Origin of the sequence: Shimazuella soli (assembly GCF_022511585.1) — a bacterium.
Classification (GTDB): Bacteria; Bacillota; Bacilli; order Thermoactinomycetales; family Thermoactinomycetaceae; genus Shimazuella; species Shimazuella soli.
Genome location: NZ_JAKWBN010000010.1, coordinates 1 through 16,444 on the forward strand (window position 1 = coordinate 1; position 16,444 = coordinate 16,444).

Consider the following 16,444-nt stretch of genomic DNA (forward strand, 5'->3'; position numbering starts at 1 on the left):
ATCTACTACTACAACAACAAACGGATAAAACAAAAACTGGCTGGTATGAGCCCTGTTCAATACAGGATTCATTCCAACCAGCTTGCGGCTTAATTTTTAGTTCAACTTTTGGGGTTCAGTACAAAGAGTGGGGGTTTTTGATGATATTAATATAGTGAAATGTACTGATCTCGTTCCCATTCGTGGACAGTCGTACGGAATAAATCCCATTCGATGCGTTTTGCTTCAACAAAGTGTGCCAATGCGTGCTCTCCAAGAGCTTCACAGATAACTGGATCGCTTTGCAATGCTTCCACTGCATCGATGATGCTAGCTGGTAAATTTTCGATCCCTGCATCTTTACGTTCGGACTCATCCATCACATAAATATTACGGTCTGTATGAGGCACAAGGGAAAGTTTGTTTTTGATACCATCCAGACCAGCTTTTAGCATTACTGCTAATGCTAAGTATGGGTTTGCAGATGGATCTGGGCTGCGTACTTCAATACGGGTGCTAAGTCCACGAGACGCTGGTACACGAACTAATGGACTGCGGTTTTTAGGAGACCAAGCAACATAACAAGGTGCTTCATATCCTGGTACGAGTCGTTTATAGGAATTCACCAATGGGTTGGTGATCGCAGTAAAGTTGCGAGCGTGTGTCAAGATACCTGCTAAGTAATGTCTTGCAGTTTCACTTAGACCTAACTCGTCACTTTCGTCATAGAAAGCATTTTCACTTCCGCGGAATAGAGATTGGTGACAGTGCATACCAGAACCGTTTACACCAAATAGAGGTTTTGGCATGAAGGTTGCATGTAAACCATATTTGCGTGCGACATTTTTTACAACGAGTTTAAAGGTTTGGATGTTGTCAGCTGTTGTAACAGCATCCCCATATTTAAAGTCGATTTCATGTTGACCTGGTGCTACTTCATGGTGAGATGCTTCAATTTCAAAGCCCATTTTTTCTAGGGTTAACACGATATCTCGACGACAGTTTTCTCCAAGATCAAGTGGTGCAAGGTCAAAATATCCACCTTGGTCATTTAAATCAAGGGTCGGATTTCCTTTTTCATCGGTTTTGAATAAGAAAAATTCTGGCTCTGGACCAACATTGAAAGAAGTAAAACCAAGTTCTTTTGCTTCTTCCATTACTTTTTTCAAAATGCCACGTGGGTCTCCAGCAAATGGTGTACCATCTGGATTGTATATATCACAAGTTAATCCAGCGATTTTACCGTTATCAGACTCCCAAGGATAAATGACCCAGGAATTATAATCGGGATATAAGTACATATCTGATTCTTCGATACGAACGAAGCCTTCGATAGAAGAACCATCAAACATCATTTTGTTATCAAGTGCCTTCTCTAGTTGGCTAAGCGGAATTTCAACATTTTTAATGGTCCCTAATAGATCAGTAAATTGTAGTCGGATATACTGTACATTCTCTTCTGATGCAATTCGTAAAATATCGTCCTTCGATAGATGCTTGGCCATGTAAAAACGGCTCCCTTCAAAATATTATGGGCGGAAGAATCGAGATAATTCTCCTTGTGTAAGCGGTGTCTTATGTTTGTCACCAGAGAACAATTCCCTATGTAACATACGACGTAATTCTTGATCAGAAAGCTCTTTCTTTCCCTTCTCTTTCTGTTTATCTTGCTCCTTAGGCAAGAGCATATTCTTGATACTCGTCAAGTTATAGCCTTTCTCTAGTTGCATCTTGATTTTGAGGAGCATATCTACATCGTGAAAAGAAAAGAGACGTTGGTTGCCTTTCGATCTAGCAGGACTAACCAAACCATGTTTTTCATAATAACGAATTTGGCGCGCGGTTAACTCGGTTAATTTACTTACGATGCTTATCGGAAACAGCGACATGTTTCGTCGGATATCATCATTCACGCTAACGCCTCCTTCGAAAAACATTATAGGGTGATGTCATCTTCACTGTCAAATTTATGTCAACAAAGCTGACATCAGTGTGTAAAAAAAGAACGCCAAATGGCGTTCTAAAAGAAGAATACTAAAGCTAAGAACCAGATAATCATTGCAGTCATCAAGAAAAACTTAACTACCATTCCGCCGAGAAATCCAATTAACGTGCTAATCGATATTCGCAGGGCTTCTGCTGGTGTTCTGCGCATAAAAAATAATTCAAGAAGAAATACCGTAATGATCGGCCCGATAAGAAATCCTGCTGGAAGCCACATAAAAACAATTACACCGAGGGCAGCAGCTGGTATAGACCACTTTGATCCTCCTACTTTTGCAGCAGCATACCCGCCGGCAAAGTAATCAATTAAAAACAAAACGATAGTTGCTACAAGTGTAATCGACCAAAAAAACCAACCTAATTTCCCATCATTAATGAGAAAGTGATAAACAAGGAAACCTGCAAATATAAACGGTACATCAGGTAATGCCGGAAGGAATAATCCTGCATATGCCAGTAAAAATAAAAAACCAATGACAACCCACCAAAAAATATCTACAACGTTCATCGCGTCTCTCCTATCTATTTTTGTATTTGATTTAACGATTGCAAAGCTTGTTTTAAAGCGACTTTTACATGGGCAAAAGTCAACCCACCTTGTAAATAAACCGTAAATGGTTCACGAAGTGGTCCATCGGCAGATAACTCAATACTCGCTCCTTGCACAAAGGTTCCTGCTGCCATGATTATTGGATCTTTATAACCTGGCATATCACAGGGTTCTGGGAGAACATGAGCATCGATAGGGGAAGCAGCCTGAATTGCTTGGCAAAATGCAATCAGCTTTTCTGAACTCCCCAACTGAATCTGCTGAATAATATCCGTTCTCTTTTCTCGATAAGTGGGAGAAACAGTATAACCCGCTTCTTCAAACAATGCAGAAGCAAAAACCATTCCTTTCAATGCTTCTCCTACTACATGAGGAGCTAAAAATAATCCTTGATAATAATCAGCCAGATAACCATGAGTTGCTCCTCCTTCCATCCCAATTCCGGGAGCAACCAATCGAGAAGAAGCCAATTCTACCAGTGTTTTACGACCAACTATGTATCCACCTGATTTTGCTAAACCACCACCAAGATTTTTAATCAGAGAACCTGCGATCAAATCTGCTCCCACATGAAGAGGCTCACGATCTTCCACAAATTCCCCATAACAATTATCCACAAATATGATTGCATTCGGTAAAATTCGGCGTACTTGAGTGATCATTTTTGCGATTTCTGCAATGGTGAAAGATGGACGGTTGGAATAGCCTCTAGAGCGTTGGATTGCTACTAGTTTTGTCTTACTAGTTACTTTTTGTTGAAATTTAGCCCAATCCACTTTATGTTCGTCTGTTAATCCAATCTCATAATAGCGCACACCTAAATCTGCAAGAGAGCCTGTCCCATCATCAGGAGAGCCGATGATTTGAAACAAGGTATCGTATGGTCTCCCTGTAAGTGAAATCCATTCATCCCCTGGACGGAGTACACCGTATAAGCAGGCAGCTATCGCATGCGTACCGGAAACGATATTTGGTCGAACCAAAGCGGATTCACCACCAAATAAATCAGCAACAATGCGTTCTAATGTTTCTCGACCTATATCATCATACCCATAGCCAGTAGACGATTGTAAATGAGTTTCACTCACCTTATGTTTTTGAAATGCAGCTAAGAGTTTTGCTTGATGTCTTTCAACCCTTTCCTCTATTTGTTCAAGGATAGGGGTAATTTTAGAAATTGTTTTTTGCTGCGTTTTAACATTTGACATACACTACCATCTTTTCTGCGTAGAATCATTTTTTTATACAACTCTATTCTACCATGAAGAATAATTTTTTCGTCCAATTGATTCAAATAAGATATCTTCTGGTAAAATAGTCATCAAACTATGACGATCAGCTTCTTTTTTCTTCAACAATCGAACAGCATGTAATCGTATTGCCTGCTCTACTAAATTTCGGATAAATCTAGCATTGCCAAACGTATGATTTTTTCTTTCTGCTTCTCTTTGAAGTAACTGACGTATTTTCTCTTTTGCAGTTGCTGAAAATACATATTCTCTTTGCTTTACCATTAAGTCAGCAATCTCTAATAATTCCGTTATCGAGAAATCAGGGAATTTCAAATGGATAGGAAATCGGGATGGTAGGCCTGGATTAGAGCGGATAAACGCTTCCATCTCTTGCGAATATCCTGCAAGAATAAGGACAAATTCATTTTTATAATCTTCCATCGACTTCACTAATGTGTCAATTGCCTCTTTGCCAAAATCTTTTTCTCCGCCTCGAGAGAGTGCGTATGCTTCATCAATAAATAGTATGCCGCCTAATGCTTGTTTCACATGTTCTCTCGTTTTTTGTGCTGTATGGCCAATGTATTCGCCTACGAGATCAGCACGTTCCACCTCAATGACATGTCCTCGCGTAAGCACTCCCATCTCTTGAAAAAGCTCACCTATAATTCTCGCTACAGTTGTTTTTCCTGTACCTGGATTTCCCGTAAACACCATGTGAAGCACTTGTTGCTCCTGAGTCAATCCAGCATTTTTACGTCTTTTCCCAATTTCTAACCAAGCATATATCTCTTCCACAAATGACTTGATTTCTGTTAAACCGATTAAATGTCTTAGGGAATGAAGGCACTTCGTCAGTGATTGATGTTCTTTTTCCCAATCTGCTGGAGTAGATTCCACATCTCGATCAAATACGATTTGTATGCGTCTTTTGGTTTCCTCCAATAAAACTTTTCTACTCATACGTCATTCCCCTTTCCAACTCATTACACTCCACTATACGCAAGTGCCTAGAAAGGGTGAAAAAGAAAAAGTCCCATATAAGGGACTTTTTCTCTCCATGCTTAAGCGTTTTGTTCTTCTTTAGCTTCATCTGCCGACATGAGGGAAACTGGTCTAGCTGGGGTAAAAGTAGAGATCGCATGCTTATATACCATTTGTTGCTTACCGTCACTATCTATCACGATTGTAAAATTATCAAACCCCCGGATTAAACCACGGAGTTGAAATCCATTAACTAAAAATATAGTTACCGGAACGGATTCTTTGCGAATTTGATTTAAAAATGTATCTTGAATATTTATTGACTGTTTCAATGTGTGGTACCTCCCATATCTTCTTATCTGATACCTATTCTCTGTAAGATGGAAACTTTCCTGCTACTAAATGGTTAATTTCTATGAACGCATGTACATCTGTTTTATCAAACCAATGAATCTCGGGAATGCGACGAAACCAGGAAAGTTGCCGTTTCGCATATCTTCGGCTGCCCTGTTTAATCGAGGATACTGCCTCTTCATAAGAAATATTACCCTTTATGTATTGAATCATCTCTTTATAACCAATTGCTTGAGATGCTGTATGCTTTTCAAATCGCCCAGTAGCAAGCAATTGTCTCACTTCCTTTTCTAGACCCATTTGAAGCATTTGATCAACTCTACGATTAATTTGATCGTAGAGCTCTAAGCGCGGCATTGTCAACCCAATCCACAAAGCTTCAAATGGAGAAGCACTTCGGTGTTGTTGTTCGGACAAAGGTTTGCCAGTCAACTGATAAACTTCTAACGCTCGGATGATCCTTCGCAGATCATTAGGATGAAGTTTTCTGGCATGGGTGGGATCAACTTGTTGTAAACGCTGATGCAAAAATTCATTTCCGTATTTACTTGCTAACTCTGTTAGTTCCTGCCGAATAGCAGGATTTTCAGTGACTTTTGCCATTTGATATTCAAAAACCACTGCTTCAATATAAAGTCCTGTTCCACCAACTAAAATAGGCAGATGATTACGATTTTGTATCTCTACAATCTTCTGTCTTGCCATTTCTTGATATTGCTGAACCGAAAATGACTCATCTGGTTGGAGCATATCGATCAGGTGATGGGGAATGGTGGACTGTTCTTCTGGACTAGCCTTTGCTGTTCCAATATCCATTCCCAGATATACTTGCATGGAATCTCCAGAAATAATCTCTCCATGAAACGCTTTTGCTAGACTTAAGCTCAAGGCAGTCTTTCCAACCCCTGTAGGTCCTACAATAACCAACAAATCAGGCTTCATGGGTCAATCACTCCCCATGCATAACTAGAAGATTGATGGATCACTTTAAAACCAAGTCTAGCAAATTCGCTACTATTTTTCCTCTCTTTTAATAAGACCCTCCTACGAGCAACTCGTACTGCATGTGCAACTGATTCTTCATCTACAGCAGTCGGATTAGCTAGTGGTTTTAACATCTGCATCGCTTTTGATCCATATACCGTTTTACGAAACATAGGGTCAAATACGACCACATCAAAAGAATTGCTCCTGCTTTTAGCCAGATAGGATCGATAATTGCAATTCATTACTTCAATTCTTCGCATCGCTTCATCTACAGCAGGTCTTCCACTACAGTAATTTTTTAAGCCTTCTGCTACCATACAAGCTAGCAAAGGTTCACTTTCTAGCCCCACCACTCTTCCACTAGCACCTGTCACAAAAGACGAAACAATCGCATCTGCTCCCATTCCAAGGGTACAATCCAGTACTTGATCTCCTTCTAAGAGATTCGCAGCTCGCACCATAGCATCATTTTCGCCTTTTGACCATTGTTTCAAACGAACAACGGACAAATTTGGATGAAAAAAAAATGATGGATAGCCACTACTTTCGTAACGCAATCCTTGTTTAGTAACTATTAATACTCCATCGACTTCATATTGTTTATACATCTTATCCAAACTCGCACGATCTCTATCCACGTAAAGAACAGATAGGGAATCTGCAATCGCAACTGCCTTTTCTTTTTCCTTTGTGGATGGTTCATGCGAAGTAGTGACTACAATCATTTTACATCACCCGCTTAAACATTTTCTCCAATTCATAAGTAGAAAAATGAACTAAAATAGGTCGACCATGTGGGCATGTATAAGGGGTTTCACATGTCGCAAGTGTTCGGAGCAATGCTTCCATTTCGTCCATCCGTAGATGACGATTTGCCTTTATCGCTGCTTTACATGCCATTAATTTTGCAGAAGTGTCTCGTAACTCTGTTGTATTTACCCGACCATGTTTCCTTAACCACTCGATAATTTCTGACAGTAATGGATAAATTTCAACGGAAGGAAACCAATCTGGATAGCTACGCAATAAAAACGTATTTCCACCAAAAGGCTCGAGCTCCAACCCCCAATCTTTAAGAGCTTCTAGATAGTTTTCTAATAAAAGTGCTTCACTTGAGGTGCATTCTATTGTCAACGGAACTAACAAAGGCTGAACGTGATGATCTTCTTTCTTCATTTTCACTAAAAACTTCTCATAATAAATCCTCTCTTGCGCTGCATGTTGGTCAATCAAGTACATCCCATTTGCTGATTGAGCTACGATGTATGTTCCATGCACTTGTGCCAATGGCAATAACTCTGGCAGTGGAACACGAGTCGACTTAACCTCTAGTAGTTCTCGTTCGTTTGAGGAACTATCTGATAGAGGTGATAGAAGATCTTCTTTAGCATCTACTACTTCTTTTTTTGGTAAAGCAAAAGAACTAGACTCTCGTATTATAGGTGCAGGTTGTTTGACTTCTAGCTTTTGATATGGTTTCTCATGAGACAATTCCATCTGCTCTACTTTGGTTTTTGGTGGAGAAATGGTTTGTTTTGGTGGTGTAGCTATGGGAATTAATGTTTTTTGTTGAAAAGCAGATTTAATCGCTTTCGTGATAAGATGAGCAAGTTCTTTTTCTTTACTTAATCTTACTTCTAATTTTGCCGGATGGACATTTACATCCACGAGTTTTGGGTCCATCTCAATTTGAAATACACCAATGGGATATCTTCCAACAGGTAACAATGTTCCATAAGCAGTTAAAATAGTATTGGTCAAAGGAATACTACGAACATACCTTCCATTTAACAATATCGTGATCGCTTTTCGACTTGCTCTTGTCACTTCTGGTTTACCGATATATCCAGATAATTTAAAATCGCTGTCTTCGGCTTCTATTGCTACCATTTGTGCCGCAACTTGCTTCCCATACAGAGCAAGTATGGCATGGAGTAGCTTTCCATCTCCTGTACTTCTAAATAGTTCTCTACCCTGGTGTTGGAGATGAAAAGAAATGGTAGGATGCGCTAAAGCTAGTCTACCTATTACATCCGCTACATGGCTAATTTCTGTACTGATCGTTTTTAAATACTTTAAGCGTGCAGGTGTATTGTAAAATAAATCGCGAACAATTACATCCGTTCCTTTTACTCTTGAAGTGGAAGTTGCTTCTCGTTTGCTACCACCATCAATTTGAATGGTGGTAGCTAATTCTAAATCATTTGAGGATGTGACTAACTCTACTCTTGCTACGGAAGCAATACTCGGAAGAGCTTCTCCTCGAAAACCTAAGGTTCGAATAGTTGATAAATCCCTCTCATTTCGGATTTTACTAGTAGCATGACGTTCAAAGGCAAGTTTTGCATCTTCCATGCTCATGCCAATACCATTATCCGATATTCGAATGGAGCTAATTCCTCCCTCAACCAAATCCACTTCGATCTTCGTCGCATCAGCATCGATCGCATTTTCCACTAGTTCTTTTACTACAGAAGCAGGGCGTTCTACTACTTCACCAGCAGCAATCTGATTTGCTAGATGATCACTCAGGATTTGAATCGTAGCCAAATTCCACCCCTCCTACTTTGACTTCAATTTTTGTTGCAACGTTTGTAGAAATTGTAGAGACTCCATAGGTGTATGCTCCAATAGATCCCAAGCTCGCAATTCTTTAGTAATTTCTTCTTCAATCGGGCTAACTTCCGGTAGAAATGAAAATAAAGTGAGTGGCTCTTCTTCTTTGGCGACTGCTACTTCAGATGTGTTTGACTCTTCTAAATGAGTAAGAATTTCTTTAGCTCGATCAATTACAGGAGCAGGCAGTCCTGCTAATTCCGCTACGTGTATCCCATAACTACGATCTGCGCCTCCTGGAACAATCCGATGCAAAAATACTACTTTCCCATCTTTTTCCACACATTTGGCATGTACATTTTTCAATTTAGGAAGTTCTGATTCTAGTTTGGTAAGTTCATGATAATGAGTGGAAAAAAGCGTTTTTGCACCTACTTCCTCGTGAACATATTCTACTATTGCATGAGCCAAAGCCATCCCATCATAAGTAGAAGTCCCACGTCCAACCTCATCTAAAAGAATTAAGCTTTTCGGAGTAGCTTCTTGTAATGCTTCACATGTTTCCATCATTTCTACCATAAAGGTACTGTGACCTTGCGCCAGATCATCTGAAGCTCCTATACGAGTAAAGATCCGGTCAATCAAACCTACCTCTGCCTTTTCAGCAGGTACAAAGCATCCAATTTGAGCCATAATAGCAATAAGTGCTACTTGTCTCATATATGTGCTCTTCCCAGCCATATTAGGACCTGTAATCATTAGTACTTGTCTTGTGTCTGAATCCAAATGAATATCGTTTGCTACGTAAGTTTCATATTGAGCTGCTTCTACTACAGGATGTCTGCCTTTTTGAACATAAAACCGATCACTTTCTGTAATAATAGGACGAGTATATTGGTAGCGGATAGAAACGGTAGCATATGCATGTAGAACATCGATTTCTGCTATTTTTGCAGCTAAATTCTGTAAACGCACAACTTCATTAGAAATTGTATCCCTTACCTGCTTTAATGTTTCCATCTCTAATTCTAGTGATCTTTCGTTTGCATGTAAAATAAGCTGTTCTTGTTCTTTTAAATCAGCTGTTATAAATCTTTCTGCATTTGCTAATGTTTGTTTACGAATGTATCCTTCTTCTGGTACAAGATGGAGATTTGATTTGGTAATCTCCAAATAGTAACCAAAGATACGATTATAACCTACTTTTAACGATTTGATGCCAGTGCGTTTCCGTTCTTGTTCTTCTAATTTGGCAATCCAACCCTTCCCATTGCTCTGAATATGCCGAAGCTTGTCCAGCTCTTCATGATATCCTTCACGAATGACTCCTCCATCTTTTAAAGAAATAGGAGGATCATCCACAATAGCAGATGCAATAAGTGCTTGTACACCTTGACAAGGATCGAGACTATCCGCCAAGCGATGTAAAACATCAGATGAAAAAGATGCAAGTTTCTCCTTGATCGTAGGTATTTCCTCTAGTGATTTTCTTAATTGATAGAGATCACGTGGTGAAGCCGATCCAAATGAAACACGAGCTGCTAACCGCTCTAAATCATATACCCTTTTCAAATGATCGGTTAACTCTTCTAACAAAATCATCTCGTCTATAAACTGAGACACAATATTTTGTCGATGCATAATTTCCTTTTTAGAAAGTAAAGGCTTATCCAACCATTGTTTTAACATGCGACTCCCCATTGCTGTTGCCGTATGATCCAAATGAGCTAGTAAAGAACCTGTTCGTTTCTCATTTTGAAGAGATCTCGTTAATTCCAGATTCCGGCGAGCTACCTCATCTAATAACATATAGGAATGAGCATGATAACGCCTCAATCGCTTAAGATGGCCCAAAGATCGTTTTTGAGTTTGTAATAAATACTGATAGACATAATGAAGTGTTCCCAGAAGCACAGAAGTATTGCAAACTTCATGTACATTCGGAAATTGTTCCTCCAACGATGAAACAGTATCTATATCATCAAATTCACTAACTACTATGCCTAAACGTTTACATTCATCATGTAGTAACGAGTTTGTAGCTAGCTCATGAACCACTACTAATTCTTTGGGTTCAAAAGTTGCAATTTCGTCTAATACAGCCGGCAACGTCTGGTGTAACTCGCTTAAAAAACACTCTCCAGTTGAAAGATCCACAGCAGCTATTCCATAGCTACTTCCCTCTTGATACAGAGCAGTCAGAAAATGATTTTCTGTTGCTAATAGCATATTTTCTTCCATCACAGTCCCAGGAGTAATGACACGAATCACTTCTCGTCTCACAACACCTTTTGCTTGTTTTGGATTCTCTACTTGCTCACAAATTGCAACTTTGTGTCCTGCTGCTACTAACTTTTCTATGTATGCAGAAGCGGAGTGAAATGGAACTCCACACATAGGAATCTTTTCACTTGCTCCACCATCTCGAGCGGTTAACGTTATCTCTAAAATTTTGGAAGCTTTTTCAGCATCTTCAAAAAACAGTTCATAAAAATCCCCTAATCGAAAAAACAAAAAAGCATCCTGGTTTTTGTTTTTTATCGAAAGATACTGCTCAATCATGGGTGTATATCTAGCCAATCGTAAGTCCTCCAACCAATAAATTTCTCTTTAGTGTATCATAAAAATGCCCAACAGATTATGGCATAAAACATAATGAATTAGAAATATCCTTGATGCCCACTTTGCATCAAGGATTTGGTTAATTTCTCTTGTATCCTTCCCGATAAGGCGGAAGTCTCCATGCTCTGCGAAAATCACGGGATTCATCCCAACTCTTCCCGCTCTGTAAATATTCAAAATAGGGATCTAAGTATTTTTCATATTGCGAGTAATCATCTAAGTCTTTCAATTCTTGAATAAGCAATGATGTCCAAAATCGAAAAGAATCTTTTTCCCCTTTATAATAAGCAATTTGAAGATCAGGGTTACTGAGTGGATTGAGTGTTAATTTTCGGTAATTCAATATGATGAGCTTAGCAACAGCTATAACACCTTTGGTAAGTGTAGGGGATACCAACCAACTGGGAGGAGTGCGATACTCAAAACCACCATGATTTTTGATTCGATAGTCACCTAAATAGCCATATTTTGGCCTTCTGCTAATTCCTTTTTGATCTTCAACCATCATGAGAGGAAGAGTCAAATAATTGTCAAGTGCACGAAGCATTTCAAAATTAGGTTCTATTCCGCTAAAATGAATATGACCTCCAATAGGAAAACCAGAAAATGGCATAGCACCAGCTAACCAGCTACATGGTATATGCGCAACTTTCCTAGCAGCATATGACAAACAATGGTATATGCGTTCTACCAAAATTTGTGGATCTGTCGAGGGACGCGGCCTTACTTCTACTAATGGCTTGTGAGAACGGTTTTGCCCTAACCAAATGGCATCACAACCTACTTTCCCCCGTAACGGAAAGTATTTAGACGCAAGTATAATATTCCCGGTTTGAGAACGCATTACAAATTCAGGATCGGCACCAATCATTAATTCATTAGCAGATATGGTTGTGCGTGACTTTTCTTTATGTTGCTTAAATGCCTTTTCATAAGCATCTAACATTGTTGAACTGAGTTTTGGGCTTGGATTTACTTTTCGAATCACAATATTTTTACCAGAGGCTATCCCACAAATTACAACTGCATAATCAAGACCAAGTGCATATACGGCTCTTATCGACATATTCTGGACATTTTGCACTTCTTTTGATTTATCCGCAGTTATTGGAACTCGTTGATAACTTACTTGAGCTGGTCTTTTTTGTAACCATTGACCATCTGATTTTGAACAATACATAAATAGAACTTTGGTTTGACACACATACACGATATATTGTCTTATAATAAAGCCTCGGTCTTGAACAAGAATACCGTGTGCTCGTAAAACACGTTTTTTTGTAGCCTCATCTGCTACTCGTTCAACTTGTTGAGCTGGATTTAGCGTAATATGCTCATTAAGTTGGGTAGTAGCAGATAATTTTCCATGTTCATCTAGTAATGATAATCCCTGTTTTTTCTCATATTCATCCCGCAGGGTAACGGCTCTCATCAACCTTCCCCCTTCTTTGCCACTACCCTTAGTCTATGTAGTAACAGGTAGATAGGTTATTAAGAAAGCTTTGTTTATCTTTCCTATATTTACCCATGAAAAAGAAAAGAAGGCCTCTTCCTCCGCCTTCTCTGGTACCCCCAAAAAGGGGAAACTTTTTGGGGGGATTAATCTTCTAAATCATCAATGATCAAGTCTGGATCCAACTCTTCAAATCCTTCCTCCCCATTTTGGGATTGGAAAACAAAATCTTTATCATCAATCTCTGCATATTCTGCTGGATAGCAGGCAACCGTAATTTTGGTTTCACCAACAAGTTCAACTGCAAACTCTTTCTCTACCCGAACGATCACCGCATCATTATTGGATGAAATGGATGCCTCTACACAATTTGGTGTTTGTGTAGCTGTAGCACTTACAGAAACACTTAATTCTCTCGTATGTGGGTCAAAATAACTGAGTGGAACTTGTTCCACATATCTTACTGTTTCTTTCATCACATCTGTTTTGGTGTTTCCTTTAGTGGAATACCAAATATTCACATCATAGCTTCCCTGTACTTCAATTGCTTCTCCAACTTTTGCAGATTCGTACTGATGATTAATTACCCATGCCCCTAAAACATTGTGTACATTGTCAGGTGTTTCAATGGAATGAGTAACTTGCGAAAATTTTCGCCCTTTCCCAACTACCGCTTTTGTAATAACCTGACGATATTCCACTACTCTATCTGTATTTGGCACCTAAATTCCCTCCTCCAACGGTCTTTCAAAACCAATGTATGCAGGGCATCTGCCTTGGGTGCTAAAAACCCATAGACTTTTTTAAAGCCGTACAAATGATTTTGATCTTATAACATGTATTACGCAAAAATAAGAAAAAAATGATACAAATGCGCAAATTGTCTTTTCTTTTCTAATAAAAAAACAGATAGGAAATTTCCTACCTGCTCGATTTAACCTGTTTTTTTATGTTTATTGCCACAACCACAAGCACCGCCACTACCACAGCCACTTGCGACTACACCACCTGTCTCCACTTCTAGTTTTCCGGAAACAGTTTGAGCAATTACTTGTTGGATCATTTGTAGTAACTCATTCATCTCTACCTGCCGTTGCTGATATTCCAACACAATAGGCATATGATCCAGTCTATCATTCAGTTCATCCAGTTCTTTTTCTAGTTGCATTCTGTACACTGTTTTCTCATAATGTTTGGCATGAACCAATTCTTTTTGTTTCTTTTTTATCGTTTCAATCAAGTTTTGCACAGATTGACTATTATTGACTTGTTGCTCCGCTATATGGAATCGCTCTACTTCAGAACTTGTACGTACTTTTTCAGCGAAAAGCTCAGCAGATTTCAAAACTGGATGTTCTAACATCTTATCCACCCACCCTATGCTACTGGAGATTTAGATATTTCTTCCACCCATTTGCCTTTCAATGTCCATGTCTGTGCTTTTTCAATAGAGACATAAACCATTTTTCCGATCAAATGTTTTGGCCCAACAAAATTAACTAATTTATTTGTTCTTGTTCTACCAGAGAGCACATCTGGATTTTTTTTACTTTCTCCTTCTACTAAAACTTCGACAACTCGGCCTTGTAATAAAGCATTTTTCTTTTTACTAATTTCATTTAGCACATCATTCAATTCAGCAAGACGACGTTTCTTGACTTCCATTGGTACATCGTCTTTCATTTTTGCTGCTGGAGTGCCATCTCTAGGTGAGTAGATGAATGTAAATGCCATATCATACTCTACCTCTTTTACCAAAGAAATAGTTTCAGCAAACTGCTCTTCCGTCTCTCCTGGAAATCCAACAATAATATCAGTAGTAAGCACAACGTCTGGAATAGCTTTTTTCAATTTCGCCACTAATTCCAGATAACGTTCCCTATCATATTTCCTTGCCATTAATTTTAACACTTCACTGCTTCCTGATTGAACAGGAAGATGAATGTGTTCCACTAAATTCCCTTTTTTGGCCAATACTTCAATCAAATGATCATCGAAATCTCTAGGATGACTAGTAGTAAAACGAACCCTAGGGATGCCAATTTTTCTTACATCATCCATCAGATCTCCAAAACGATAGGTGATATCATGAAAGTCTTTTCCATAGGCATTGACGTTTTGCCCGAGCAAAGTGATCTCTTGATAGCCAAGACGAGCCAAATCGCGAATCTCATTTAATACATCTTCAGGCCGGCGGCTGCGTTCTTTTCCTCGAGTGTATGGTACAATACAATACGTACAAAATTTGTCGCATCCATACATAATATTAACCCATGCCCGAAGTCCATCTGCACGTACTTTTGGCATGTTTTCTATGACATCGCCTTCTTTGGACCATACTTCCACTACCATTTCTTTGGACATCAATGCATTAAATAAAAGATATGGCAATCGATGTATATTATGAGTCCCAAAAATTAAATCTACGTGCTGATGCTTTTGCAAGATACGTGAAACAACAGATTCTTCTTGTGACATACATCCACAAACGCCTAGTATAAGATCAGGTTTTTCCGTTTTTAAGGCTTTCAGACTGCCAATATGACCAAACACCTTATCTTCTGCATTCTCGCGGATTGCACAAGTGTTTAATAAAATAATATCTGCATCTTGATGAGATTCTGTTCGTGTATATGCCATTTGTTCTAATATCCCAGCAATGGTCTCACTATCGTGGACATTCATTTGACAGCCATATGTTTCAATCATGTACTTCTTACCTGATCCAATACCTTGCATCTCTTGTGGTATCTGATCGAATTGTAAAACTTGGATATCTTCTTTGCCCCGCTTTTTCGCTTCTTTCAAATCAGGAGCAATAAAATATTTGCTGTAATCTTTTCCACTCACGGTTTCCACCCTCTCTATATGGAATATCTATTCAGATCAATGATTTCAGCGTTGTAACTTGACTATTATATCGGATATATGCATTTTCTTCAAATCGTTTGGATTGCAAACTTGTTTATTTTATTTTCTTTAAAAACAAAAATGTCATTTGGGATTCCTTTTGCTTATAAAACTAGCATCACTAATATAACAGCAGAATAAATCGTGAACTTTTAAAGAATAAATGACACCATTAAACTTTCTTTTATAATATTTCGATCTCCTTTTACCATTTGTTAGCAATAATAATTATAACATCACTTCTATCACAGAAACGAATGGACCTAACTTACCTTTTTGTTCTCCTTTTAGAATAGTAGAGTTATTTATTCCTATTTTTTGATTTGGATGGCAAACCTGTTTATAAAAAATTTTCTCGCATATTGAAATATAATTCGATATACTAAATTTAAGCAAGCGAGAGGAGAAATCCATGATTGCTGACAATCACCCAAGTACAAGCACAGAGAATGAAATCCGCCTTCCCAATGGAGGGTATCTCAGGTACACTCGTGAAGGTGTGGAGTACAAGGTCATCATTCCGGAGAAACGAATCTTCGGCATCCCTGTCAGGCGGCAGTCCACCCACAAAGGCAAGTATGAAAAGGCCTTCGTAGAGGAAGGGTGCATCACACTGGTGACAGAGAAAGACTGGTTCTACCACTTCGAAACCGAGATCCGATTCGATGAGAAGAGGATTCTCAGTGTGAAGGGTGATCGACTCTGAGCACTTGGGCGATAGCTCCCCGACCCACCAAAATCAGGTCGGGGGGCGCCTATGTTGCAAGTAAAAACACCCTTACCTCCTGAAATCATTTAAAGAAATAAGGGTAT

16 protein-coding genes are annotated in these 16,444 nt (G+C 38.9%); 2 read left to right on the top strand and 14 right to left on the bottom strand.

Annotated elements, in window-relative coordinates; translation table 11 throughout:
- Entirely contained in the window at nucleotides 1-93 is a 93-nt protein-coding gene (locus MK805_RS15860) for an IS3 family transposase (RefSeq protein WP_420833056.1), read from the top strand.
- A 53-nt stretch (nucleotides 94-146) separates the two neighbouring features.
- Here the strand turns inward: MK805_RS15860 and glnA are convergent, their stop codons facing one another.
- The 14 genes from glnA to miaB all read right to left on the bottom strand — a co-directional run bounded on the left by glnA (nucleotide 147) and on the right by miaB (nucleotide 15,571).
- A complete protein-coding gene (gene glnA / locus MK805_RS15865; protein WP_240876897.1) occupies nucleotides 147-1,484 on the bottom strand; it encodes a type I glutamate--ammonia ligase in 1,338 nt (445 codons plus the stop codon).
- A gap of 24 nt (nucleotides 1,485-1,508) precedes the next feature.
- Nucleotides 1,509-1,892 (bottom strand): MerR family transcriptional regulator, encoded by a 384-nt coding sequence (locus MK805_RS15870; protein ID WP_240876898.1) that lies wholly within the window; start codon nucleotides 1,890-1,892, stop codon nucleotides 1,509-1,511.
- A gap of 107 nt (nucleotides 1,893-1,999) precedes the next feature.
- Nucleotides 2,000-2,491 (bottom strand): DUF456 domain-containing protein, encoded by a 492-nt coding sequence (locus MK805_RS15875; RefSeq protein ID WP_240876899.1) that lies wholly within the window; start codon nucleotides 2,489-2,491, stop codon nucleotides 2,000-2,002.
- A gap of 14 nt (nucleotides 2,492-2,505) precedes the next feature.
- Nucleotides 2,506-3,741 carry a methionine gamma-lyase family protein gene (locus MK805_RS15880; RefSeq protein WP_240876900.1) on the bottom strand — a complete coding sequence of 412 codons (1,236 nt, stop codon included), beginning with the start codon at nucleotides 3,739-3,741 and terminating at the stop codon, nucleotides 2,506-2,508.
- Between the two features lie 48 nt (nucleotides 3,742-3,789).
- The gene (locus MK805_RS15885) at nucleotides 3,790-4,728 is read right to left on the bottom strand and encodes an AAA family ATPase (protein WP_240876901.1); all 939 of its coding nucleotides are present in this window, start codon (nucleotides 4,726-4,728) and stop codon (nucleotides 3,790-3,792) included.
- Nucleotides 4,729-4,829: 101 nt separating this feature from the next.
- Nucleotides 4,830-5,081: an RNA chaperone Hfq gene (hfq, locus tag MK805_RS15890; protein WP_240876902.1), complete on the bottom strand. Its 252-nt coding sequence runs from the start codon at nucleotides 5,079-5,081 to the stop codon at nucleotides 4,830-4,832.
- A 34-nt stretch (nucleotides 5,082-5,115) separates the two neighbouring features.
- Nucleotides 5,116-6,045 carry a tRNA (adenosine(37)-N6)-dimethylallyltransferase MiaA gene (gene miaA / locus MK805_RS15895; protein ID WP_240876903.1) on the bottom strand — a complete coding sequence of 310 codons (930 nt, stop codon included), beginning with the start codon at nucleotides 6,043-6,045 and terminating at the stop codon, nucleotides 5,116-5,118.
- Entirely contained in the window at nucleotides 6,042-6,815 is a 774-nt protein-coding gene (locus tag MK805_RS15900; protein WP_240876904.1) for a class I SAM-dependent methyltransferase, read from the bottom strand. Before MK805_RS15900 ends, miaA begins: the two co-directional genes overlap by 4 nt.
- A 1-nt stretch (nucleotide 6,816) precedes the next feature.
- Complete coding sequence (mutL, locus tag MK805_RS15905) at nucleotides 6,817-8,640, bottom strand: DNA mismatch repair endonuclease MutL (RefSeq protein ID WP_240876905.1); 1,824 nt, start codon at nucleotides 8,638-8,640, stop codon at nucleotides 6,817-6,819.
- Nucleotides 8,641-8,652: 12 nt separating this feature from the next.
- Nucleotides 8,653-11,226: a DNA mismatch repair protein MutS gene (mutS, locus tag MK805_RS15910; RefSeq protein WP_240876906.1), complete on the bottom strand. Its 2,574-nt coding sequence runs from the start codon at nucleotides 11,224-11,226 to the stop codon at nucleotides 8,653-8,655.
- A gap of 121 nt (nucleotides 11,227-11,347) precedes the next feature.
- On the bottom strand, nucleotides 11,348-12,700 hold the full coding sequence (locus MK805_RS15915; RefSeq protein ID WP_240876907.1) for a putative amidoligase domain-containing protein: 1,353 nt from the start codon (nucleotides 12,698-12,700) through the stop codon (nucleotides 11,348-11,350).
- Between the two features lie 167 nt (nucleotides 12,701-12,867).
- Nucleotides 12,868-13,443, bottom strand: a complete 576-nt coding sequence (cotE, locus tag MK805_RS15920) for an outer spore coat protein CotE (RefSeq protein WP_240876908.1) — start codon at nucleotides 13,441-13,443, stop codon at nucleotides 12,868-12,870.
- A 212-nt stretch (nucleotides 13,444-13,655) separates the two neighbouring features.
- Entirely contained in the window at nucleotides 13,656-14,084 is a 429-nt protein-coding gene (locus MK805_RS15925; protein ID WP_240876909.1) for a YlbF/YmcA family competence regulator, read from the bottom strand.
- A gap of 14 nt (nucleotides 14,085-14,098) precedes the next feature.
- Complete coding sequence (gene miaB, locus MK805_RS15930; protein WP_420833099.1) at nucleotides 14,099-15,571, bottom strand: tRNA (N6-isopentenyl adenosine(37)-C2)-methylthiotransferase MiaB; 1,473 nt, start codon at nucleotides 15,569-15,571, stop codon at nucleotides 14,099-14,101.
- 472 nt (nucleotides 15,572-16,043) lie between these two features.
- Between miaB and MK805_RS15935 the strand changes: the two genes are divergently transcribed.
- Entirely contained in the window at nucleotides 16,044-16,337 is a 294-nt protein-coding gene (locus tag MK805_RS15935) for a hypothetical protein (protein ID WP_240876911.1), read from the top strand.
- The last annotated feature ends 107 nt before the right edge of the window (nucleotides 16,338-16,444 follow it).